Raw genomic sequence first — 23606 nt, forward strand, 5'->3', positions numbered from 1 at the left:
TCGAAAGACCCCGGCCTTCGCCGGGATGACGCGTGCGCAGCGACGTCGAGCGACCGCTGGCAGCCGGAACACCCCTCCGCGTGCGGCCCCTCCCTCAAAACAACTCCCCCTGCGCCCCCGCCGGCGGGCGGAACAGGTCGCAGCGCAGGTCCAGCTTGCGCCGCGCATCGTCGAACCCCGCCTTGCCCCGCGCGATGCGGAAGCGGGTGCGCAGCAGGTCCGCCCACGGCCCCTGGCCCTTCATCCGCATCCCGAAGCGCGGATCGTTGTCGCGCCCGCCGCGCAGCGACTGGACGATCGCCATCACCTTGCCCGCACGGTCGGGGAAATGTTCGTCCAGCCACGCGCGGAACAGCGGCGCGACCTCCCACGGCAGCCGCACCGGGATGTAGGAGATGCCGCGCGCGCCCGCCGCCGCGGCGCGCGCGACGATCGCCTCCACCTCGCCATCGGTGATCGCGGGGATCACCGGCGCCATGTTGACATAGGTGGGGATGCCCGCCGCGCTCAGCTGCTGCACCGCGCGCAGCCGCCGCTCCGGCGTGGGTGCGCGCGGCTCCACCGTCATCGCGATCCGCGGGTCGAGCGAGGTGACCGAGATCGCCACTGCCACCAGCCCCTCCGCCGCCATCGGCGCCAGCAGGTCGATGTCGCGCACCACCCGGTCGGACTTGGTGGTGATGACCAGCGGATGGCGGCATTGCGCCAGCACCTCGATCACCGCGCGCGTGATCCGCCATTCGCGCTCGATCGGCTGATAGGGATCGGTGTTCGTCCCCATCGCGATCGGCTGGCAGGCATAGCCCGGCTTGCGCAGCTCCTCGCGCAACAGCGCCGCGGCATCGGGCTTGGCGAACAGCCGCGTCTCGAAATCGAGGCCGGGCGACAGGTCGTGATAGGCATGGCTGGGCCGGGCAAAGCAATAGATGCAGCCATGCTCGCAGCCGCGATAGGCATTGATCGAGCGGTCGAAGGGAACGTCGGGGGACTGGTTGCGGGTGATGATCGTGCGGGCGTGCTCGACCGTCACGGTGGTGCGGGGCGGGGCGGGGGCACCGTCGACGGCGCCGCGCGAATCGAGCCAGTCGCCGTCCGTGTCGTGTTGGGGCAGAGCGAAGCGTTGGCTGGCGGCATTCAGTGTCGCGCCGCGTGTCGCTCGGGTCGTGCTGGCCGCCATGCCGCGTTATAGCGCGATTAACGGAACAAAAAAAGAACAATCGCGCCGTTGCCCTTCGGCGCGCAGTTCGTTACGCACGCGCCATCATCTGTTCTTTATTTGCGAAAAGGGGCGTGTGATGCTGCGTTTTCTGGCCGCCGCGATGGCCGCGTTGTTCGTGTCGGCAACCCCCGCGCTGGCGAAGGACGAGGCGCCGTGCGCCGCCGGGATGGTGTGCGCCAGCAATCCGGCCACCGTCGCCGCGGCACTGGTGAAGCGCGGCTATCAGGGGCTGCCCGGCAAAGACCAGACCGGCGATCCTCAGGTGGAAAGCGCCACGGACGGCTATTCCTACACCATCTTCTTCTACGGTTGCGAACAGGCGAAGCAGTGCGATTCGCTGCAATTCTACGCCTCGTTCAAGAACCCGGGCGGGATCGACGCCGCCGCGGTGAACGACTGGAACTCGCGCAAGCGCTTTTCGCAGATGGCGCTGGAGAAGAACGGCGCGGTCGTCCTGCGCTATGACGTCGCGACGATCGGCGGGCTGAACGCCACCAACTTCGCCGACGTGATCGACTGGTGGGCCACGATGGTCGGTTCGATCGACGATTTCTTCGACGAGCACAAGGCGCCGGCCGCGGGGGCGAAGAAGCCCGCCGCCTGACGCCCGGCGGCCTGCGTCAGCGTTCCAGCAGGCGCGGCATCAGCTCGACGAAATTGCAGGGGCGGTGGCGGCTGTCGAGCTGGTCCTTCAGGATGCCGTCCCACGCATCCTTCACCGCGCCGGTCGATCCGGGCAGCGCGAAGACATAGGTGCCGCGCGCGACGCAGGCGCAGGCGCGGCTCTGCACCGTCGACGTGCCGATCGTCTGGTAGCTGAGCCAGCGGAACAGCTCGCCGAACCCGGGGATCATCTTGTCGGCGACGCGCTCGACCGCCTCCGGGGTCACGTCGCGCCCGGTCACGCCGGTACCGCCGGTGGTGATGATGCAATCGACCTGCGGATCGTCGATCCAGCGGTGCAGCAGCGCGACAATCGCATCGGCATCGTCACGCAGGATCGTGCGCTCCGCCAGCACGTGTCCCGCTTCGGTCAGCCGCGCGACCAGCGTATCGCCCGACCGGTCCTCCGCCAGCCCGCGCGTGTCGGACACGGTCAGCACCGCGATTCGGACGGAAAGGAACGGGCGGGTTTCGTCGATCGGCATCGCGCGACGATAGGCGAGCGGCGGCGCCGGGGCCAGTGCTGCCCGTGTCAGCCTCGGGCCGTCAGCCGGGGGTGCGGGCCGCCAGCAGCCGCCGCAACGCGGCGACATCGGCGACGTCGTGGATGTGGAAGTGATCGGGGACGCGGTCGCCATCCGCATCGATCCGCGCGCCGGTGCGCACCGACAGGTCGCCCGATCCGTCGCGGCGTTCGCGCGTGGTGATCGCGCCGAGCCGGTCGAGCGGGATCGATTCGATCTCGATGGTCCGCCCTCCACGCGGCGGATCAGCCGCCGGTCGGTCAGCGCATAGGCGGTGCGCCCCGCCCGGCGCATCAGCGCGAACGGACGCGCCAGCAGCCACAGGCCGACCAGCACGAAGGGCACGCCGAACAGCGGCATGACGATCCCCGCCACCATGATGCCGCGCGCGACGCGACGATCCGGGGCGACCGCGCCATTATCTCCCGGAACAGCGCGAACGCCGTCCACGGGATGGCGAAGATCCCGATCGCGCGGGTGCCGCGCAGCGGGCGTGCCGGCGGATGCGCTCGCCGGGTTCCGGTTCGTGACGCGGCATCGCGCTCGTGGCCGGACGCGGTGGGTCCACACCCGCCATCTTGTTGCGATAACGCGAATATCCGGTTGCACGGCGCCCGGTTCGCGCGGATGGCGGACGATGAAGGAGCGGATGATGTTCGAGGAACCGGGCTTCGTCTTCGGCTATGATGCCGACGACGGTATCTTCACGATCACGCTGGCCGGCTTATGGACGATGGAGACGGTCGACCGCTATGTCGCGGCGACGCAGGCGCTGCGCGCCGCCGCGCCGCCGGGCGTCACCGCGGAACGGACGCTGGTCGACCTGCGGCAGGCGCAATTGCACGTGCGCGAAGTGGCGGAGGCGCTGAGCGTGTCGATGCGGCGCGGTGCCGACGACATCCGCCGCACCGCCGTGGTCGTCCGATCCGCGCTGGACGCGCTGCAGGCCCGGCGGATCAGCCCCGCGCGCGAGACGCGGTCTTTCACCGATATCGCCGCGGCGCGCGCCTGGCTGATCGCACCCGACGACGCGGACTGAAAGCTGCGGCGGGTGGGGTCGTTCAGCGCATCGGCCGGCGATCGGATGTCCGCTTCGGTGCCCGTCGCGAGCGTCTCCTAAACCTTGGCCAGGTGATCTTCCGTCATGCCACACCTGTTCCGGCATCCACAGTTCCACCACGTAAAAAACCTGGCAGTTACAACAACATGGGGCTTGGCTTTCGCGGGGCCTTTGAAGAAGTCGGCACTCCCGCCGCTCCCCTCCGCCACCCCGGACTTGTTCCGGGGTCCACCGTGCCGCGACATCAGGCGCTTGCCCGTGCGCGGAAACGTGGATGCCGGAACAGGTCCGGCATGACGGGGTGGGTTTTGCAACGATCCGGCCTTCGCCGGGCTGTCGGGTGTGGAGGCGCGAAAACCGACGTTCGCAGAGGTGTCGAACCAGTCGGGGTGATGGTCCTCCCGCGGTTCACGTCAGGCCAGGACGCTAGGAACCTGCCAGCCCCCCGACCGGCCCATCGCCCCCCCCCCCCCGCGCGATCCTCAATTGGTGCGCGTCGTCCCCTCCGGCGCGACGGTGGCGTTGACCGCCAGCGCGGTGCCGGTCGACGGCGCCTTGATCCGCACCGCGCTCGCGCCCGGCAGGCCGGGGAAGCGCGGCCACATACCCTGTGCCAGTGCGGACCGGCTGGGGCTTTGCGCCTTGCCGCCCTGCGCCTCGTACATCCAGTAGTTGCGCAGCACCGTCACCACATAGCCGCGCGTTTCCCAATACGGGATGCTTTCGATGTACAGCAGCGGGTCGCCGTTGTCGCGGACCATGCCGTTCCATTCGCCGACCGGCTTGGGGCCGGCGTTATAGGCGGCGATCACCTTGGGCAGCAGCCCGCCGGTCAGCCCCATGTCGCGCAGCTTTTCGATATGGCGCTGGCCGATGTCGATATTGGTCGACGGCCGGGTCAGCGCGGCCTGATCCACGGTCAGTCCTCGTTCGCGCATGTAATCGGTCGCGGCGGCGGGCATGATCTGCATCAGGCCATAGGCACCCGCGGGGCTACGCACCTTGGTGCGGAAGCCCGATTCCTGCAGCGTGTGGGCGTAGACCAGCGCCTTGTCGATCCGCCAGCCGGTGTCGGGCGTCCAGCTGGGCATCGGATAGCGCGTGTCGGGGGTGGCGGCGACGCCATTGGGCATGTTGTGCGCCAGCCATACGACGGTGGCGGGCAGGTCCAGCGTCTCGGTCAGGCGGATCAGGCTGCCGAATTCGGCGGGGTCGCCGATCCGCGCCTGGTGGCGGATCACCGCATCCGCGGCCTCGTTCTCGCCGATCTGCGACAGCGCGGCGGCGACGCGCACGTTGGGGCGGCGTTCCAGCCGCGCCCAGTCGCTGGTGACTCGCTGCGGCCGGATCCGCTCGATCTCCAGCCCCAGCGCCTGCCGCGCGAGCAGGCCGTAGAAGGTTTCCTTATATTGCGCCGCGGTCTTCAACCGCGCCTCGACCCGGTCGGGCCGGCCGCAGCGCATGTCGGCGCGCGCGGTCCAGTAGAGCGCGGTGGCGCGCAGGTCGACGTCGGTGGCGCGCGCGGCGACCGCCTCGAACCCCGGCTGGGTCGCGGCGCAATCGTCCTGCCGCCACGCCGCCAGCGCGCCGGTCCAGCGGCCGTGGATCGCCCAGTCGCCCGCGCCGTTCGCGGCCTTGTCCGCCATCTGGCGCGCCTGCGTGTCGAGGCCTTGCAGGAAATAGATCCAGGCGATGCGCGCCTGCCACTCGGTCTGCGCCTCCGGGGTCAGGCCGGGGGTCGCCTCCAGCAGCGCCTGCGCCTCGGCGCCCATGTCGCCCTTGATGAACGGCTGCATCTTCGTGGCGAGGTCGGCGGCGATCAGATCGCTCCTGGTCGCCTTGGCACGGGCGCGGACGGGGGCGCCGTCCTGCCAGATCAGCCGCTGCGCGACCGGCAGCACGGGCAGGCCGTCGACGATCCCGCGCGCGCGAGCGATGCGCAGCAACGCCTCGCCCTGCGGCAGTTCGGGCGCCTCGGCCAGCAGCCGCAGGGCGGCATCGCCCGCCGTCTTGGGCGATCCCTTGGCGGTATAGAGTTCGGCGCGGGCATAGGCGTGGAGCGGGCCCGGCGGCATCGCGTCCAGCGCGATCTGCGCGTCGGTCCAGCGCCCGTCACGCAGCGCGGCGAAGACGGTACGATAGCCGGTGGCCTGTTCGGCGGTCAGCTGCTCCGGAACGCCGGCACGCGCGGCCGTCGCGGCGGCGGCGGTCCCGCGCGCATTCGGTTCCGCGCTCGCCGCGGTGGCGGCAAGCGTGGCGGCGGCGGCCATCAGGCATCCGGCGATCATCCGGTTGGTCACGAACGCTGCTCCTGTGTGAGCATCAGCAGGTCTCTCCACGCCTCGGTCTTGGCGGCGGGCCGATCCAGCAGGAAGCGTGGATGGTGGGTCGCCACGACCTCGGTAACCGTGCCGTTTCTATGGTTAAGAGGGTGGTAACGTCCTCTGGCATCGGCAACGTTCATCGACAGGATCGCACGGCTCGCCGCATCGCCCATCGCCAGCAGCCGTTTCGGGGCGACCAGTTCGACATGATGCCGCGCGATCGTGCCCAGCCGCGCCTCGATATCGCGGGGGACGCGGCCGGTGGTCGGGCGGCGTGCGCAGACCGCCGCCAGCGCCACCTGCGCGCGGTCCAGCCCGATCGCGGCGAGCATCCGGTCGAACAGGCGGCCGACCGGCCCCTCCATCAGCACGTCGCGATCGTCGCGCTCCGGGCAGTCGACCAGGATCATCACCGTCGCCCCCGCCGGGCCGCTGGCGGCGATCGGCACGCCGCCCCAGTCGGCGTCGGGCGCGCCCTCGCCCAGCCGCCATGCCGCGAACGCCTCAAGGGTATCGGGCAGCACGTCTGGCGCCGGCGCGACCGTGGCGGGCGCGATCGCGGGCGTGGGCGCCGGGGGCGGCGCCTCCAGCCAGCGCAGCGGTTCGTCCGCCACCAGTACGTCGACGCCGGCGTCGCGCCACCAGTCGAGCGCGCTCGCCGCCGCTGCGGCCCAATCGAGATTCTGGTCTGCCCCCATCGTCTTTCCTATAGGATGCGCGGTTGACGCGAGGGTCAACTTGCTGGCACCGCGACACGGACAGGACGTTCCCCCGGTGCGACCAGCGCCGCCGTAACGGGACCGAGAGGAGAAGAGCAAGTGAGCGATCGCGAATCCATGCCCTATGACGTGGTGATCGTCGGCGCCGGCCCGGCCGGCCTGTCGGCGGCGATCCGCCTGAAACAGGCCGCCGCCGCGCGCGAGGCGGAGATTTCCGTCTGCGTCCTCGAAAAGGGGTCTGAGGTCGGCGCCCACATCCTGTCGGGCGCGACGATCGACCCGCAGGCGCTGGACGAGCTGCTGCCCGACTGGCGCGACGACGGCTGCCCGCTGGCGGAGGTGCCGGTCACCAACAACCTCCACTGGGTGCTGACGAAGAAGGGCAAGTTCAACCTGCCGCACCTGTGGACCCCGCCGTTCCTGCACAACAAGGGGACGTATACCGGATCGCTGGGCAATTTGTGCCGCTGGCTGGCGGGCAAGGCCGAGGAACTGGGTGTGGAGATCTTCCCCGGCTTCGCCGCGGCCGAGGTCTTGTTCAACGAGGACGGCAGCGTGAAGGGCGTCGCCACCGGCGACATGGGCGTCGCGCGCGACGGCACGCACAAGGGCGATTATCAGCCCGGGCTGGAGCTCCACGCCAAATACACCTTCTTTTCCGAGGGTTGCCGCGGGCACCTGTCAAAGGAGATGATGCGCATCTTCGATCTGCGCGCCGATTGCGATCCGCAGGTCTATGGCCTGGGCGTCAAGGAATTGTGGGATATCGACCCGGAGCTTCACCAGCCCGGCACCGTCATCCACACGCAGGGCTGGCCGCTCACCGAGCATGGCGCGAACGGTGGCGGCTGGATCTATCACCAGGCCAACGGGCAGGTGTCGATCGGCTTCGTGACGTGGCTGAACTACACCAACCCCTACGTCTCCCCGTTCCAGGAGATGCAGAAGTGGAAGACCCATCCGCAGGTCGCCGCGCTGCTGAAGGGCGGCAAGCGCGTCAGCTACGGCGCGCGCGCGATTTCCGATGGCGGGTACCAGTCGTTGCCCAAGCTGGTGTTCCCGGGCGGCGCGCTGATCGGCGACAGCGCCGGCTTCCTCAACGTGCCGCGGATCAAGGGCACGCATACCGCGATGAAGAGCGGGATGATGGCCGCCGACGCCGCGGTCGAGGCGATCGTGTCGCAGCGCCAGCATGACGAACTGACCGGCTATACCGCCGCCTACGACCAATCGTGGGTGAAGAAGGAACTGTCGATCGTCCGCAACGTCGTGCCGCTGGTGAAGAAATTCGGCGACTTCCTCGGCTCCGGGCTGGCGGGCATCACGATGTGGGCGGAATATCTGGGGCTGAAGATGCCGTTCACGCTGCATCACCACCCGGATCACGAAACGCTGTGGCGCAAGGATCTGGTGCGCAAGATCGACTATCCCAAGCCCGATGGCGTGCTGACCTTCGACCGGCTGTCGTCGGTGTTCCTGTCGAACACCAACCATGAGGAGGACCAGCCGGTCCACCTGACGCTCAAGGACCCGTCGGTCCCGGTCGAATACGACCTGCCGATGTATGACGAACCCGCGCAGCGTTACTGCCCGGCGGGCGTGTACGAGATCGTCGGCGAGGATACGGGCGATCCCAAGTTCGTCATCAACGCGCAGAATTGCGTCCACTGCAAGACCTGCGACATCAAGGACCCGACCCAGAACATCAACTGGGTGGTGCCCGAGGGCGGCGGGGGACCCAATTATCCCAATATGTAAGCGCCTGTTGTTGATGCCCGGTGCGATGACGCTGGGGCTGGCCCTGGCGGCATCCCCGGCCGCGGCGACCGCCATGCCGGCGCCGACCCCCGGCCTCGACGCCTATCTGACCGCGCGCGTCGCCGACCGCGACGGCGCGGTGCAGCAGGCGGCGGCCGGCTATGCCGCCGCGCTGGCCGCATCGCCCGACAATCCGGTCGTGGCGCTGCGCGCCTATCGCGAGGCGATCCGCGCCGGCGACCTCGATCTAGCGGATCGCGCCGCGGCGGTGCTGACCGCGCATCATGCGGCCCCGGTCGACGCCCCGCTGCTGGCGATCGCGCGCGCGGCGGCTTCGGGCGATACGGCGGCGGCACGGCGCGCGCTGGCGGGGCTGGACGGCGGCCCGCTGCGCGTCCTGGTGCCCGCGCTCGACCGCTGGATCGCGGGGCGGGCCGGCGGCGCGGTGCCGGTCGACCCGGTCGCGCAGCGGTTCGCGCGCGAAAGCGACGCGCTGCTGCAATTGGGGCGTGGCGATGTGACCGCGGGGATGGCGGCGATCGGCCCGCTGCTCGCCGCCGATCGCGCGGGGCCGGACCAGGCCGCGCAGGATCTGCGGCTCGCCGCCGCGCGGCTGCTGATCGGCCGCGGGCAGGACGGCGCGGCCCGCGCCGTGCTGGTGGGGGACGCATCGCCGGTCGCGGCACTCCGCGAACGGCCCCGCGGGCAGGGCGCGCGCCCGACGCTGGCGTTCGGCGTCGCCTATCTGTTCACGCGGATCGCATCCGATCTGTCGCCGGGGGAGCCGGGGCCGATCGGCTATGCGCTGATCCGCGGTGCGTTGCGCGCCGATCCCGGCGACGATCGTGCGCGCATCCTGCTGGCCGCGGCGCTGTCGAAGGACGATGCGGTCGATCGCGGCATCGCCGAACTGGCGACGATCGGCCCCGACAGCATCCATGCCGCCAATGCGCGCGCGGGCAGGGTACAGCTGCTCGCGGCGAAGGGCGATACCGACGCGGCGCTGGCCGAAGCGCGCGTGCTGGCCGAGGCGCCGGGCGCGAGCGATGCCGATCGCCTGCGGCTTGCCGAGCTGTACCTGCGGTTCGACCGCCCGGCGGACGCCGCGGTCATCTACCGCGCGCTGACGACGCGGGTCGGCGCGGTGCAGGACGGGACGATCTGGCTGCAATATGGCGCCGCGCTCGATCGCGCGGGACAGTGGCCGGAGGCGCGCGCGGCGCTGGAACGCGCGGTCGCGCTGGCGCCGGGCGATCCCATCGCGCTCAACTACCTGGGCTATGCGCTGGTCGAACACGGCGAACAGCCCGACACCGCGCAGGCGCTGCTGGAACGCGCCGCCGCGCTGAAGCCGGGGGACGCGGCGATCACCGATTCGCTCGGCTGGTCGCTGCTGCGCCGCGGCCAGGTGGCGCGCGCCATCCCGCTGATCGAACGCGCCGCTGCCGCCGACCCGGTCAATGCCGAGATCGCCGAGCATCTGGGCGACGCCTATTGGCGGGCCGGCCGCCGCTACGAAGCCCGCTACGCCTGGACCGCCGCCCGCGTCTCCGCCCAGCCCCCCGCGACGGCGCGGCTGGAGGCGAAGATCGCGAACGGGCTGTAGGAGGCGCGAGAGCCGTCACCCCGGCAAAGGCGGGACCTTTGTCCCGCCGCGCCCCTCCGTCATGCCGGACCTGTTCCGGGGTCCATGGTGCCGCAAGAGGAGCGGCTGAGGCGTTTGCGGTGACATGGATGCCGGAACAGGTCCGGCATGACGGCGGCCCGCTAGGTAACGGCGATGCGCGGACGCGAAGCCCCTAAAGACGATGCCCCGCCGCGACAGCGGCCGTCATCGCTCCGGCGACCGGCGCGTCGCGGCGCCCGCCCTCCTCCGCGGGCTCCGCGCCTCCGCGTGAAAAACTTGTCACGCCGCCCGCGACACCGCAACCGGCACCCCCGCGCACAACCTCTTCGCGTCATCGCGTCTTCGCGCGAACCCCACGCCCACCTTGCCGATCCCGCCCCCGTGCCGCACAGCGCGCGGATGCTGACCGAAACCGCCCCGGCCAAAATTAACCTCGCGCTGCACGTCCGCGCGCGGCGACCCGACGGCTATCACGACCTCGAAACGCTGTTCGTGTTCGCACGCGATGGCGACCGCGTGTCTTTGGCCGATGCCGAAGCGTCGACATTCGCCATGACCGGCCGGTTCGCGGACGTCGTCGGGCCGGATGCCGACAATCTGGTGGTGCGCGCCGCCGCGGCGTTCCGCGCCGCGTTCGGCATCGCGCGGCATCATGCGATCACGCTCGACAAACACCTGCCGGTCGCCTCGGGCATCGGCGGGGGATCGGCGGATGCGGCCGCAACGCTGCGCGCGCTGGCCCGGCGGCATGACGTCGCGGTGGACGATCCGCGGCTGGTCGCGCTGGCCGCCGGGCTGGGGGCGGACGTGCCCGCCTGCCTGCTTGGCCGGGCGGCGTTCGGCAGCGGGCGCGGCGATGCGCTGGCGCCGATCGCGGGGCTGGGGGACATGCCGGTGCTGCTGGTCAATCCGCTGGTCCCGGTGTCGACCGCGGCAGTGTTCGCTGGGTGGGACGGCGTCGATCGCGGCGCGATTACCGGCGGCGACGATACGCTGGCGCGCGGCATCGCGGGGCGCAACGACCTGCAACCCGCCGCCGAGCGGGTCGCGCCGCAAGTGGCGCAGGTGCTGGCGATCCTGCGCGAGCAGGCCGGCGTGGTGCTGGCGCGCATGTCGGGTTCGGGCGCGACCTGTTTCGCGCTGTTCCGGCACGCGGCCGATCGCGATGCGGCCGCGGCGGCGGTCGCCGCGCGGCAACCGGACTGGTGGCAGCTGGCGAGCATGATCGCATGATCGCGCTGGACGTCGCCGACGGCATCGCGACGGTCACGCTCGATCGCCCCGATGCGCGCAATGCCTTGCCGACGTCGGGATGGCGCGCGCTGGCCGACCTGCTGGGGCGCGTGCCCGCGGATGCCGCCGCGCTGGCGGTGGTCTCGGCGGTGCCGGGGACTTTTTCCGCCGGCGCCGATCTCGCCGATCTGGCGCGGCTGGTCGATGACGTGCCGGCGCGCACCGCGTTCCGGCTGGCGATGCATGACGCGGTGGAGGCGCTGGCCGCGCTGCCGATACCGACCATCGCGGCGGTCGATGGCGCAGCGTTCGGCGCCGGCGTGGCGCTGGCGCTGGCCTGCGACGTGATCGTCGCGGGGGCGGACGCGCGCTTCGCCATTCCGCCCGCGCGGCTGGGGATCGGCTATCCCCCCGGCGACGTCGCGCGGCTGCTCGATCGGGTCGGGAAGGGGCAGGCGGCGCGGCTGTTGTTCACCGCCGCGCCGGTCGACGCGGCGGAGGCGCTGCGCATCGGGCTGGCCGATCTGACCGGCGATGGCACCGATATTGCCCGATCCATCGCCGCGAACGACGCCGACGCGCTCCGGCTGCTCAAGAAGACGCTCGTTTCCCCGCGCGACTCGTCCCTGGCCGCCGCGTTCGAGGCGTCGTTCGGCTCCCCCGCCTTCGCCAACGGGGTGTCGCGCTATCGCCGCACTACTTGATCTGCCCGCGAAGTTCCCCACTTGTTCTCAAGGAACAAAGGCGATACAAGCTTCCTGACGCGTTGAATGGTACGCGCGGGTGCTCTAGCGAAGGGGTCTTCAGGCAATGGCCGCCAAACTTCAGGTGATCGATACCGGCATGGCAACCGCAAATACCGACCGTCAAAAGGCGCTCGACGCCGCGCTCGCGCAGATCGACCGCGCCTTCGGCAAGGGCTCGGCGATGAAGCTGGGGCAGAAGGAAACGATGCAGGTGGAGGCGATCTCCACCGGCTCGCTGGGCCTCGACATCGCGCTGGGCGTCGGCGGCCTGCCTCGCGGCCGCGTGATCGAGGTGTACGGCCCCGAAAGCTCGGGCAAGACCACGTTGGCGCTTCATGTCATTGCCGAAGCACAGAAAAACGGCGGCACCGCGGCGTTCGTCGACGCCGAGCACGCGCTCGATCCGGTCTATGCGCGCAAGCTGGGCGTCAATATCGACGAACTGATCGTGTCGCAGCCGGACACCGGCGAACAGGCGCTGGAGATCACCGACACGCTGGTGCGCTCCAACGCGATCGACGTGCTGGTGGTCGATTCGGTCGCCGCCCTGGTCCCGCGCGCGGAGATCGAGGGCGAGATGGGCGACAGCCACGTCGGCCTGCAGGCGCGCCTGATGTCGCAATCGCTGCGCAAGCTGACCGGATCGATCAGCCGTTCGCGCTGCATGGTGATCTTCATCAACCAGCTGCGCATGAAGATCGGCGTGATGTACGGCAACCCGGAGACGACGACGGGTGGCAACGCGCTGAAATTCTACGCGTCCGTCCGCCTCGACATCCGCCGCACCGGCGCGATCAAGGACCGTGACGAGGTGATCGGCAACGCCACGCGCGTGAAGGTGGTGAAGAACAAGGTCGCCCCGCCGTTCAAGCAGGTCGAGTTCGACATCATGTACGGCGAAGGCATTTCGAAGATCGGCGAGGTGCTCGACCTGGGCGTCAAGGCCGGGCTGGTCGAGAAGTCGGGTGCATGGTTCTCCTACGACTCGGTGCGCATCGGGCAGGGGCGTGAGAATTCCAAGACGTTCCTGCGCGAGAATCCCGAGATGCTCGACCGGCTGGAAAAGGCGATTCGCGCGCGCACCGCGCAGGTGTCGGACGGGATGATGGCCGGGCCGAGCGAGGAAGACGATCTCTGATCCGCGCATCTGCCTGCGTCGGTGACGGGCGACCCGCCGGTGACGGCGGGTCGATTCGTTTTCGGGGCGGGAGGGGTAATGGCTCGCGACCCGCAGCGACGGTTGTTGGCGGCCTGACCGGGGCATCGCAGCCAGGCCGGCCCGGGCGACATCAAGACGCGGGGGTCGTGTGCGATGCTGAGGGCTTGCCAAACCTTTGCAAAAGTCGATTTCCCTGCCTCTCGCGCTCGTCGCCCCTGCGCCGGCTGGGGGCCATGTTGCCGCAAAGGCAACGGCCTATGCCTTCGGGGATGACATGGATGCCGGAACAGGAACCTCCTGAACGACGTCGAAGGGGCCGGCAGGATCGAGAAGCTTCGCGGAGGTTTTGGCTCACACCGTTTCGCCGTGCCCGGTGCGGGCGGTCCCGACGGTCGGAGAATTCCGCCATATGCCCGGAACCGGGCGTGACGAGGGCGGGCGTGCCGATGGGGCGCGCTGATATCCGTGCCGCCATGATACCGGTCGTGGCCATGCTAGACGCCTTCAACGCCGTGCGCCGACAGGATCGGGTGACATGACCGGGGCGGGCGACTGGCGCGGTCGCGTCGGCGAGATCTGGGCCGCCGAATATCGCCGGACCGAGCGCGCCTTTTCCGGCATCGCGCAGGTGCTGGATCGCGCCGTCGCGGGTCATGCTCCCGCCGCCGGCCGCGCCGTCGACATCGGATGCGGCGCCGGCAGCACCGCAATTGCGCTGGCGCGGGCGCGACCGGACATGACCGTCACCGGCATCGACCTGTCCGCGCCGCTGCTGTCGGTGGCGCGGTCGCGTGCGGGCGATATCCCCGGCCTGCGCTTCGCCGTCGGCGACGTGCGTGACATGCTGCCGACGCTGGCGCCGCTCGACCTGCTGGTGTCCCGGCATGGCGTCATGTTCTTCGACGATCCGGTCGCGGGGTTCGCCGACATGGCGCGCGCCGTGCGGGCGGGGGCGCCGCTGGTCTTCTCCTGCTTCCGTGCGCGCGCCGAGAACGACTGGTCGAGCGCGGTCGATCGCGTGCTGGGCCAGGCGCCCGCCGCCGATGCCTATGCGCTTGGCCCTTACGGACTGGCCGATCGCGAACGGACGCATCGCATCCTGCACGATGCCGGATGGCGCGGCATTGTCGCCACCGCGCATGACGTCCGCTACGTCGTCGGCGAAGGCGACGATGCGGTGGAGGACGCGCTGGCCTTCTATCGCCGGATCGGGCCGGCGGCGGCGATGTTGGCCGCGGCGGACGGGGATGAACGGCGGCGGATCGAAGATGCGTTGCGCGATCTGCTGGCCGCGCGGATATGCGACGGCGCGGTCGCGTTTACCGCAGCGATCTGGATATGGACCGCCACGGCGGGAGGAGAGCGAACGGCATGACGATCATCGTCCATCACCTGGAAAATTCCCGGTCGCAGCGCGTCCTGTGGATGCTCGAGGAACTCGGCATGCCCTATACCGTCAAGCGGTATGAGCGGGATCGCCGCACGATGCTGGCCCCGCCCGAATTGCGGCGCGTCCATCCGCTCGGCAAGTCGCCGGTGATCGAGGATGACGAGGAGACTGCCGGCGGTGCGCCGCGCGTCATCGCGGAAACCGGCGCGATCGTCGAATATCTGGTCGACAAGGCCGACGGGCAGCTGGGGGCGCCGAGCCGACGCGAGGAGGCGCTCGCCTACCGTTTCTGGCTGCATTACGCCGAAGGATCGATGATGCCGCCGCTGCTGCTGAAGCTGGTGCTGGGGCGCATCCCGTTGATGGGCAAGCCCGCGGCGAAGAAGATCCAGCCCATGGTCGACCGTCACCTCGATTACGTCGAGAGCGAGTTGGCGAGCCGGCCATGGTTTGCGGGCGAGACCTTTACCGCCGCCGACGTCATGATGAGTTTCCCGCTGGAGGCCGCGCGGAACCGTGCGGGGCTTGACGCCGGGCGGCCGGCGACGGTCGCGTGGCTGGAACGGATCCATGCGCGACCGGCCTATCAGCGCGCGCTGGAGGCGGGCGGGCCGTACGCCTACGCCTGATCCGCCGGGAGTGGAGCGTCAGCGCGGGGGCGTCTTGACGGGTTTCGGGGACGCGTCGTTGACGGTCTGACGCTCTCCCGCCGCGGGGCTCCGCGGTTTTCTTGGTGTTCCGGGGATGAGGGCGTTGCGGGCGGGTGGCGCGAACCTGTCCATCTTCGCCCTGCCTGCTTCGATATGCCGATGGGCAGGTTCAGACGGATAAGGTCCTCCAGGCAACGTGCCTGGGCGCTTGCGGTGCGGTGGATGCCGGAACAGGTCCGGCATGACGGAACATGTATGCGTCGCGTGTCTGAACAGCCGTCGTGCATCCGGCTGCTCGCTCCCGATCCGCCCTCCGCGCAACCACCCCGCCGCCGGGAACGGCGCCGCATATCGGTCGTTTCGCGCGCGCGTCACGGATTGTCGCGCGCGCCGGTTCCGCCTAAGTCGCGCTGTTATGACCTCGACCAACGACATTCGCCGCTCGTTCCTCGACTATTTCGGCGGCAACGGCCACCGCATCGTGCCCTCCGCGCCGCTGGTGCCGCAGAACGATCCGACGCTGATGTTCGTCAACGCCGGGATGGTGCCGTTCAAGAACGTGTTCACTGGTCTGGAAACGCGCCCCTATTCGACCGCGACCAGTTCGCAGAAGTGCGTCCGCGCGGGCGGCAAGCACAACGATCTGGACAATGTCGGCTATACCGCGCGGCATCATACGTTCTTCGAGATGCTCGGCAATTTCTCGTTCGGGGATTATTTCAAGGAACAGGCGATCACGCACGCCTGGACGCTGCTGACCCGCGAATGGGGGCTGCCGGCGGACAAGCTGACCGTCACCGTCTATCACACCGACGATCAGGCGGCGGATCTGTGGAAGAAGATCGCCGGCCTGCCCGATCATCGCATCATCCGCATCGCGACCAAGGACAATTTCTGGGCGATGGGGTCGGACGGGCCGTGCGGGCCGTGTTCGGAGATTTTCTACGACCATGGCGACCATATCCCCGGCGGCCCCCCGGGCAGCCCGGACGAGGACGGCGACCGCTTCGTCGAGATCTGGAACCTGGTGTTCATGCAGCATGTGCAGGAGGCCGACGCGATCGTCGGCGACCTGCCGCGCCCGTCGATCGACACCGGCATGGGGCTGGAGCGGATCGCCGCGGTGATGCAGGGCGTCCACGACAATTACGATACCGATACGTTCAAGGCGCTGATCGCGGCGTCGGGCGCGCTGACCCACACCGCCACCACGGGCGAGACGCAGGCTAGCCACCGCGTCATCGCGGATCACCTGCGTTGCTCGGGCTTCCTGGTCGCCGACGGCGTGCTGCCCGCCAACGAAGGGCGCGGTTATGTGCTGCGCCGGATCATGCGGCGCGCGATGCGGCACGCGCATCTGCTGGGTGCCAAGGAGCCGTTGATGCACCGGTTGGTGCCGGCGCTGGTGGCGGAAATGGGCGCAGCCTATCCCGAGCTGGTCCGCGCGCAGCCGCTGATCGAGGCGACGCTGCGGCAGGAGGAGACGCGCTTCCGCCAGACGCTGGACAAGGGGCTGAAGCTGCTGGACGAGGCCACCGCGGGGATGCGCGCGGGCGACACGCTGCCGGGCGAGACGGCGTTCCGGCTCTACGACACGTTCGGTTTCCCCTATGACCTGACCGAGGATGCGCTGCGCGCGCAGGATCTGGGGGTCGATCGTGCCGGGTTCGATTCCGCGATGGCGGAGCAGAAGCGCGCCGCGCGTGCCGCGTGGAAGGGTTCGGGGGCGAAGGCATCCGACGAATTGTGGTTCGATATCGCCGAGGAAGTGGGGGCGACCGAATTCACCGGCTACGCGAATGACGTCGGCGAGGGCGTCGTGCTGGCGCTGGTGCGCGACGGAGCGCGGGTCGATCGGGCCGCGGCTGGCGAGCAGGTGGATGTGATCGTCAACCAGTCGCCCTTCTACGCCGAAAGCGGTGGGCAGGTCGGCGACGCGGGCAGCATTGCCGGCGACGACGGGCTGGCGGCGACGGTGACCGACACATCCAAGCAGCTGGGCAAGCTGTGGGTGCATCATGCGCGGGTCGAGGCGGGCGCGATCGAGGTCGGCGACACGGTGAAGCTGGCGATCGACCTGACGCGCCGCGCCGCCATCCGCGCCAACCATTCGGCGACCCATTTGCTGCACGAGGCGTTGCGGCAGAAGCTGGGCACTCATGTCGCGCAGAAGGGGTCGCTGGTCGCGCCGGAGCGGCTGCGCTTCGACGTGTCGCACCCCAGCGCGATGTCGCCGGCCGAGCTGGCCGAGGCGGAGGCGGCGGTGAACGCGCAGATCCGCGCGAACGGTGCGGTGGAAACGCGGCTGATGACCCCCGACGACGCCATCGCCATGGGCGCGATGGCGCTGTTCGGCGAGAAATACGGCGATGAGGTGCGAGTCGTGTCGATGGGCAGCGACGATGCGGGCGCGACCTATTCGATCGAATTGTGCGGCGGGACGCACGTGCGCGCGCTGGGCGACATCGGCGTGTTCAAGATCGTCGGCGAAAGCGCGGTGTCGAGCGGCGTGCGCCGCGTCGAGGCGCTGACCGGCGAGGCGGCGCGCGCCTATCTGAACGCGCGCGACGAAAAGCTGCGCGAGGCCGCCGCGACGCTCAAGACCACGCCGGACGACGTGCCGGCGCGCGTCGCGACGCTGATGGAGGAGCGCCGCCGGCTGGAGCGCGAACTGGCCGAGGCGAAGAAGGCGCTGGCGCTGGGCGGCGGCGCAGGCGCGGATGCGGCCGGGCCGGAAAGCGTGGGCGGCATCGGCTTCGTGGGCCAGGTGCTGGACGGGTTCGAGGCGAAGGGGCTGCGCGGCGCGGTGGATGACGCCAAGGCGCGCGTCGGTTCGGGCGTGGCGGTCATGGTCGCGGTGAACGAGGGTCGCGCGTCGGTGGCGGTCGGCGTGACCGAGGACCTGCTGGCGACGCTGAACGCGGTCGACCTGCTGCGCCGCGCGGTGGCGGTGCTGGGCGGGCAGGGCGGCGGCGGGCGCCCCGACATGGCGCAGGGCGGCGGACCGGATGGCGGCAAGGCGGCCGAGGCGGTCGCGGCGGTGCGCGCAGCGGTGGAGGAGGTCGGCCAGCCGGCCTGACCTGCACCGGTCCCAAAGGAAACGGCGCCCGCATCCTTGCGATGCGGGCGCCGTCCTTTTGTCAGCCAGTCAGCCGTCGGTCAGCGCGGCTTGCGCTTCGCCTTGGCAGTGGTGGCGGCCGTCGTGGTCGCCTCTGCCGCGGTGTCGGTCGCGGCCGTCGCGGCGTCCGCCTGCGTGGCGGTAGCGGCGCTGGCACCGGCGGCGGGCGCTGCGGCACCCATCGCCGCCTTCAGCTGCGCGGCCGTCATGCCAATCGTGATGCCCTGCGGACCGGGACCGAAGCCGTTCATCGGCAGCTTGGCGTCACCGTCCGTCGTCGTCAGCGTGACGCCGGTGGCGTCGACCGACTTGATCGTGCCGAGCTGTGCACCGCCGGTGCCGTAGACGGTCGCACCGGGCACCAGCTTCGACTTGAACTCCGCGCTCGCCTGCGCCTGCTGCTGGCCGGCCGCGGCCTCCAGCTGCGCCTTGGTGAGCGCCAGCACCGGACCCTGCGCGCCCTTGCCCAGCGATGTCAGCGGCACGGCGGCCTTGACGGTGCCGGTGTTGATGACGGCGTTGGTCCCGTCGGTGCTGTCGACGGTGCCGACGACCCCGCCGGACGTGTCATAGACGGTCGCGCCGGTGGTGACGGTGACGCCCGCCGTGGCGGTGGCGGTGCCGGTCTGCGCCGGCGCGGTTGCCTGCGCCATGGCCGCACCCGGCAGCGCAATGGCGGAAGCAAGAGCGAAAACAGCAAAATTCTTCACGAGGCACTCCTTCTCTCGTTTGTGAATTCGTGTCGCCATGGCAACGACGAGGCCATGAAGAGGGTTCCGAATCTGCCGCATTTCGCCTGCACGATGCATGAACCGGCTGTTCATCGCAGGTTTGTTCACTTATCGTTCCTTTGGCGCTAGGGGGACGCATGGCCAAGGCTCAGAAACGATACGTGTGCCAGTCATGTGGCTCGGTCAGTCACCGCTGGCAGGGGCAGTGCGCCGATTGTTCGGCGTGGAACACGCTGGTGGAGGAGACGCCCGCCACCGTTACGCCGTTCCAGGCGCGCCACAATCTGCAAGGCGGCGGCCGCGCGATCGAGATGATCGGACTCGATACCGACGTGGCGCTGCCGGAACGGACCGCGTTCGGCATGGCGGAACTGGATCGCGCGCTGGGCGGGGGGCTGGTCGCCGGATCGGCGACGCTGATCGGCGGCGATCCCGGCATCGGCAAGTCGACCCTGCTGCTGCAGGCGGCGGCGGCGCTGGCGCGGCGCGGGCATGACGTCGCCTATGTCTCCGGCGAGGAAGCGGCGGATCAGGTGCGGCTGCGCGCGCGGCGGCTGGGGCTGGGCGATGCGCCGGTGCGGCTGGCGGCGGCGACGTCGACGCGCGACATCCTGACCACGATGGGACAGGGGACGCCGCCGGCGCTGCTGGTGATCGATTCGATCCAGACGATGCATTCCGACCTGATCGAGGGCGCGCCGGGCACCGTCAGCCAAGTGCGGGCCAGCGCGCAGGAACTGATCCGCTTCGCCAAGGAGCGCGGCACCGCCGTGATCCTGGTCGGCCATGTGACCAAGGACGGCACGATCGCGGGGCCGCGCGTGCTGGAGCATATGGTCGACACCGTGCTGAGCTTCGAGGGCGAGCGCAGCCACCAGTATCGCATCCTGCGCAGCCTGAAGAACCGCTTCGGCGGCACCGACGAGATCGGCGTGTTCGCGATGGCGGGCGACGGGCTGGCGGAAGTGTCGAACCCGTCCGCGCTGTTCCTGACGCAGCGCGACGAGAGCGTGACCGGGACGACGGTGTTTCCCGCGCTGGAAGGGACGCGGCCGGTGCTGGTCGAAATCCAGGCGCTGGTCGTGCGGCTGGCCAGCGGCGCGACCCCGCGGCGCGCGGTCGTCGGGTGGGACTCGGGGCGGCTGGCGATGATCCTGGCAGTGCTGGAGGCGCGCTGCGGGCTGAGCTTTTCGACCTGCGAGGTCTATCTGAACGTCGCGGGCGGCTATCGCGTGCAGGATCCGGCGGCCGACGTGGCGGTCGCCGCGGCACTGGTATCCGCGTTGAGCGAGCGGCCGGTGCCGGTCGATGCGGTCGCGTTCGGCGAAATCGCGCTGTCGGGCGAATTGCGGCCGGTCGCGCACGCGCCGCTGCGGCTGAAGGAAGCAGCCAAGCTGGGGTTCGAGCGCGCGCTGCTGCCGATCGCGGCGGCCGAGGCGGCGGCGGGCGGACCGATCCGCGTATCGGGGTTCCGCACGCTGGGGCAGTTCGTCGACCATATGCTGGGGCGCGGTTGATCGTGGGTGCGCGCCGGCCCTAGCGGCGCGGCGCGTCCGGCCATATGGGGATGGGCATGGAGCTTCACGGCCTCGACATCATCGTCCTCGTGCTGGTCGGGCTGACCGCGCTGGGGGGGGCGCGTCGCGGGTTCGTGGGCGAGGTGCTGGCGCTGTTCGCCTGGGTGGCGATGATCTTCGCGCTGAAGATCTTCCACCTGCCGCTGGCCAAGGCGCTGTCGGGGATCGTCGGTACGCCGTCGGGCGCGGCGGTGCTGGCGTTCGTGGTGCTGACGGGGGGCACCTATCTGGCCAGCCGGCTGGTCATCAACGCGATCGCGCGGCGTACGCGCACGTCGGTGCTGGGGCCGATCGACCGGGCGCTCGGTTTCGGATTCGGCGCGCTCAAGGGGTTGATCCTGGCCAGCCTTGCCTATCTGTTCGTGGTGCTGGTGCTGGACACGATGGGGGGTGGGCCGACCCACCGCCCCGACTGGCTGGTGAAGGCGCGTACCTATCCGCTGCTCAGCGCCACCAGCGCGTCGATGGCGGATTTCGTCGATCGCCGACGCAAGGGGCAACCGGTCTTCGGAAGCAAGCCCGCGACGGCGCCCAAGGAAGCGACCCGCCACGATGAGCCTTGATCTCTACACCCCCGACGTCAGCGCGCTGGCGGTCGGCAATCCCTATCCCGAGCGACTGGCGGGGGCGGACGGGTCGGCCGAGCGACGCTCGCCGATCTGCGGGAGCCGCGTGGCGGTGGACGTGGCGCTGGGCGACGACGGCCGGGTCGCGATGCTGGGCACGCAGGTGCGCGCCTGCCTGCTGGGACAGGCGAGCGCGACGTTGATGGCGCGCCACGCGATCGGGCGTACCCCGGCCGAACTGGCGGCGGCGCGCGACGAACTGACCGCCTGGCTGGCGGGCGAGGGGGCGGTGCCCGCGTGGCCGGGGCTGGACGTCTTCACGCCGGGATTGAGGCTGACTGCGCGCCACCCGTCGATCCGGCTGGCGTTCGAGGCCGCGGCGGAGGCCGCCGACGCCGCGCAGCGGACGCGGGACGACCGGACAGCCGAGAGGACGGGCGCCTGATGGAGCATGTCGCGTCGGGTTCGCTGGTCAGGGACGGCACGATCCTGCTGGGCGCGGGGCTGTTCTTCGTCCTCGTCTTCCGGCGGCTGGGGCTGGGCGCGACGCTGGGCTTCCTGGTGGCGGGCGCGCTGGTCGGGCCGCAATTGCTCGGGCTGGTCGGCGATGCCGAAGGCAAGATGGGCTTTGCCGAACTGGGCATCACCCTGCTGCTGTTCATCGTCGGGCTGGAACTGAGCCCGCCGCGACTGTGGCGGTTGAAGGAGGATATCCTCGGCCTGGGGCTGTTGCAGGTGGTGGCGAGCGGCATCGCGATCGCCGCGATCCTGGCGGTGGCGGCGCATTTCTCCATGGCCGCAGCGCTCGCGGTGGGGATGCCGCTGGCGCTGTCGTCGACCGCGCAGGTGCTGCCGATGCTGCAATCGTCGGGACGGCTGCGCACGCCGTTCGGGGAACGCGCCTTCTCGATCCTGCTGTTCCAGGATCTGTCGATCATCCCGATGATCACGATCATCACCGCAATGAGCCGCAATCCCGCCGACATGGGCGGTCCGCCGGGCTGGGTGCTGGTGCTGTACACGGTGCTGGCGATCACCGGGCTGGTCGCGGCGGGGCGATTCGTGCTGCGCCCGCTGTTCCGGCTGATCGGCAATCTGGGCGAGCGCGAGATGTTCGTGTTCGCCGCGCTGTTCACCGTCATCGCGGCCGCGGCCCTGATGCAGTCGCTGGGGCTGTCGACCGCGCTGGGGGCGTTCGTGGCGGGCGTGATGCTGGCGGACAGCCCGTACCGCCACGAACTGGAAACCGATGTCGAGCCGTTCCGCTCGATCCTGCTCGGCCTGTTCTTCCTGTCGGTCGGCATGATGCTGAACCTGGAGGCGATCGCGGAGCGGCCGCTGTTCGTCGTCGCGATGGCCGCGGCGCTGATCGCGACCAAGACGGCGATCGTCACCGTCCTGGGCCTCGTCTTCCGCATGAAGTGGCGCCCGGCGCTGGCACTGGGGCTGCTGCTGAGCCAGGGGGGCGAATTCGGCTTCGTCCTGCTGGGGCAGGCGCAGAACGCCTATCTGATCGCGCCGGAGGCGGCGAGCCTGTTCGGCGCGATCATCACGCTGTCGATGGCGACCACGCCGTTCCTGATGGCGGCGACCCGCGCGTTCCGCGAACAGCCGATCGTCAGCGACGATGCGCGCGACGGGCCGACCGCGGATGGCGCCAACGCGGTCATCGTCGGCTATGGCCGGTTCGGGCAGACGGTGGGCCAGATGCTGCTGGCGCAGGACATTCCCGTCACGCTGATCGACACCGATATCGAGATGATCGACATCGCCGCGGAATTCGGGTCGAAGGTCTATTACGGCGACGGCACGCGCATCGACCTGCTGCGACAGGCGGGGGCGGCGGAAGCGGAACTGATCCTGTTCTGCATGGACGGCGACCAGCTGGACGAAACCACCGTAGAGGCGATCCATGAGGCGTTCCCCAATGCCGCGCTGTACGTGCGCGCGTTCGATCGTCGCGCGCTGGTGAAGCTGAAGGGCGGTCCGGCGCGCTATGTCGTGCGCGAGGTGCTGGAATCGGCGATCCGCATGGCGCGGCTGGCGATGCGCGATCTGGGCGTGTCGGCGGCGGATATCGACCGGGCGGAGGACATGTACCGCGCCCGCGACAAGGAACGGCTGCGCATCCAGATCGAGGCGGGCGACCTGCGCGCCGCGCGCGCGCAGGTGGCGGCGGAACAGCCGTGGGGCGGAGGAGGCGCGCAATGAACCTGTTGCTGATGCTGGCGGCGCTGTCGGGCGCGATGGCGGTGGGTGCTGGGGCGTTCGGCGCGCACGGCGCCAGCGGCGGGGCGGTCGAATGGTTGAAGACCGGCGGGCATTACCAGCTGGTCCACGCGGTCGCGGCGATCGTCGCGCTGCGGCTGGAACTGCGCGGGCCGGCGTGGCTGTTCGTCGTGGGCGCGGGGATCTTCGCGGGGACGCTGTACCTGATGGCGCTGGGGCTGCCGCGCTGGCTGGGCGCGATCACGCCGATCGGCGGATCGCTGCTGATCGCGGGCTGGCTGTGGCTGGCGCTCGCGGCGCTGCGCGGCTGAGG

General features: G+C 70.2%; 21 protein-coding genes. 15 read left to right on the forward strand and 6 right to left on the reverse strand.

Features of this window, described 5'->3' with window-relative positions; all coding sequences use genetic code 11:
* Positions 1-94 precede the first annotated feature (94 nt).
* A complete protein-coding gene (locus COA07_RS01165) occupies positions 95-1177 on the reverse strand; it encodes a PA0069 family radical SAM protein (protein ID WP_066710543.1) in 1083 nt (360 codons plus the stop codon).
* Positions 1178-1295: 118 nt separating this feature from the next.
* Between COA07_RS01165 and COA07_RS01170 the strand changes: the two genes are divergently transcribed.
* Positions 1296-1823, forward strand: coding sequence for a YbjN domain-containing protein (locus COA07_RS01170; protein WP_066710540.1), 528 nt, complete (start codon positions 1296-1298; stop codon positions 1821-1823).
* Between the two features lie 16 nt (positions 1824-1839).
* Here the strand turns inward: COA07_RS01170 and moaB are convergent, their stop codons facing one another.
* Together moaB and COA07_RS01180 are read right to left on the reverse strand one after the other, a co-directional pair.
* The gene (gene moaB, locus COA07_RS01175; RefSeq protein WP_066710537.1) at positions 1840-2367 is read right to left on the reverse strand and encodes a molybdenum cofactor biosynthesis protein B; all 528 of its coding nucleotides are present in this window, start codon (positions 2365-2367) and stop codon (positions 1840-1842) included.
* Between the two features lie 61 nt (positions 2368-2428).
* Positions 2429-2728 (reverse strand): hypothetical protein, encoded by a 300-nt coding sequence (locus COA07_RS01180; protein WP_066710530.1) that lies wholly within the window; start codon positions 2726-2728, stop codon positions 2429-2431.
* A gap of 330 nt (positions 2729-3058) precedes the next feature.
* Between COA07_RS01180 and COA07_RS01185 the strand changes: the two genes are divergently transcribed.
* Positions 3059-3445: a hypothetical protein gene (locus COA07_RS01185; RefSeq protein ID WP_141396455.1), complete on the forward strand. Its 387-nt coding sequence runs from the start codon at positions 3059-3061 to the stop codon at positions 3443-3445.
* Between the two features lie 503 nt (positions 3446-3948).
* On the opposite strand, the gene COA07_RS01190 is transcribed toward COA07_RS01185, so the two are convergent.
* A complete protein-coding gene (locus tag COA07_RS01190) occupies positions 3949-5754 on the reverse strand; it encodes a lytic transglycosylase domain-containing protein (RefSeq protein ID WP_425442579.1) in 1806 nt (601 codons plus the stop codon).
* An 8-nt stretch (positions 5755-5762) separates the two neighbouring features.
* Positions 5763-6488 carry a uracil-DNA glycosylase family protein gene (locus COA07_RS01195; RefSeq protein ID WP_096640346.1) on the reverse strand — a complete coding sequence of 242 codons (726 nt, stop codon included), beginning with the start codon at positions 6486-6488 and terminating at the stop codon, positions 5763-5765.
* Positions 6489-6608: 120 nt separating this feature from the next.
* On the opposite strand from COA07_RS01195, the gene COA07_RS01200 reads away from it, so the two are divergent.
* From COA07_RS01200 to alaS, 8 genes are all read left to right on the forward strand, one after another.
* Complete coding sequence (locus COA07_RS01200; RefSeq protein ID WP_066713655.1) at positions 6609-8267, forward strand: electron transfer flavoprotein-ubiquinone oxidoreductase; 1659 nt, start codon at positions 6609-6611, stop codon at positions 8265-8267.
* A gap of 25 nt (positions 8268-8292) precedes the next feature.
* Positions 8293-9873 carry a tetratricopeptide repeat protein gene (locus COA07_RS01205; RefSeq protein ID WP_245841944.1) on the forward strand — a complete coding sequence of 527 codons (1581 nt, stop codon included), beginning with the start codon at positions 8293-8295 and terminating at the stop codon, positions 9871-9873.
* A 420-nt stretch (positions 9874-10293) separates the two neighbouring features.
* Entirely contained in the window at positions 10294-11127 is an 834-nt protein-coding gene (locus tag COA07_RS01210; protein ID WP_066707859.1) for a 4-(cytidine 5'-diphospho)-2-C-methyl-D-erythritol kinase, read from the forward strand.
* Positions 11124-11831: an enoyl-CoA hydratase/isomerase family protein gene (locus COA07_RS01215; RefSeq protein ID WP_066707856.1), complete on the forward strand. Its 708-nt coding sequence runs from the start codon at positions 11124-11126 to the stop codon at positions 11829-11831. The genes COA07_RS01210 and COA07_RS01215 overlap by 4 nt, the downstream gene beginning before the upstream one ends.
* A 106-nt stretch (positions 11832-11937) precedes the next feature.
* Positions 11938-13011 carry a recombinase RecA gene (recA, locus tag COA07_RS01220; protein ID WP_066707852.1) on the forward strand — a complete coding sequence of 358 codons (1074 nt, stop codon included), beginning with the start codon at positions 11938-11940 and terminating at the stop codon, positions 13009-13011.
* A 556-nt stretch (positions 13012-13567) separates the two neighbouring features.
* On the forward strand, positions 13568-14407 hold the full coding sequence (locus tag COA07_RS01225) for a class I SAM-dependent methyltransferase (RefSeq protein ID WP_066707849.1): 840 nt from the start codon (positions 13568-13570) through the stop codon (positions 14405-14407).
* Positions 14404-15051 carry a glutathione S-transferase family protein gene (locus tag COA07_RS01230; protein ID WP_066707845.1) on the forward strand — a complete coding sequence of 216 codons (648 nt, stop codon included), beginning with the start codon at positions 14404-14406 and terminating at the stop codon, positions 15049-15051. The genes COA07_RS01225 and COA07_RS01230 overlap by 4 nt, the downstream gene beginning before the upstream one ends.
* A 436-nt stretch (positions 15052-15487) precedes the next feature.
* Positions 15488-18151, forward strand: a complete 2664-nt coding sequence (gene alaS / locus COA07_RS01235; RefSeq protein WP_066707843.1) for an alanine--tRNA ligase — start codon at positions 15488-15490, stop codon at positions 18149-18151.
* 80 nt (positions 18152-18231) lie between these two features.
* On the opposite strand, the gene COA07_RS01240 is transcribed toward alaS, so the two are convergent.
* The gene (locus COA07_RS01240) at positions 18232-18843 is read right to left on the reverse strand and encodes a hypothetical protein (RefSeq protein ID WP_066707841.1); all 612 of its coding nucleotides are present in this window, start codon (positions 18841-18843) and stop codon (positions 18232-18234) included.
* A 215-nt stretch (positions 18844-19058) separates the two neighbouring features.
* Between COA07_RS01240 and radA the strand changes: the two genes are divergently transcribed.
* Genes radA through COA07_RS01265 form a run of 5 tightly spaced genes read left to right on the forward strand, consistent with a single transcriptional unit; the run spans position 19059 to position 23604 of the window.
* A complete protein-coding gene (gene radA, locus COA07_RS01245; RefSeq protein WP_066707839.1) occupies positions 19059-20438 on the forward strand; it encodes a DNA repair protein RadA in 1380 nt (459 codons plus the stop codon).
* Between the two features lie 56 nt (positions 20439-20494).
* Positions 20495-21061, forward strand: coding sequence for a CvpA family protein (locus COA07_RS01250; protein ID WP_066707870.1), 567 nt, complete (start codon positions 20495-20497; stop codon positions 21059-21061).
* Positions 21051-21509 (forward strand): iron-sulfur cluster assembly scaffold protein, encoded by a 459-nt coding sequence (locus COA07_RS01255; RefSeq protein ID WP_066707831.1) that lies wholly within the window; start codon positions 21051-21053, stop codon positions 21507-21509. Before COA07_RS01250 ends, COA07_RS01255 begins: the two co-directional genes overlap by 11 nt.
* A complete protein-coding gene (locus COA07_RS01260; RefSeq protein WP_066707828.1) occupies positions 21509-23275 on the forward strand; it encodes a cation:proton antiporter domain-containing protein in 1767 nt (588 codons plus the stop codon). The genes COA07_RS01255 and COA07_RS01260 overlap by 1 nt, the downstream gene beginning before the upstream one ends.
* On the forward strand, positions 23272-23604 hold the full coding sequence (locus COA07_RS01265) for a DUF423 domain-containing protein (protein ID WP_066707825.1): 333 nt from the start codon (positions 23272-23274) through the stop codon (positions 23602-23604). Before COA07_RS01260 ends, COA07_RS01265 begins: the two co-directional genes overlap by 4 nt.
* Positions 23605-23606: the final 2 nt, after the last annotated feature.

The sequence above is a fragment of the Sphingomonas adhaesiva genome (assembly GCF_002374855.1).
Taxonomy (GTDB): domain Bacteria; phylum Pseudomonadota; class Alphaproteobacteria; order Sphingomonadales; family Sphingomonadaceae; genus Sphingomonas; species Sphingomonas adhaesiva.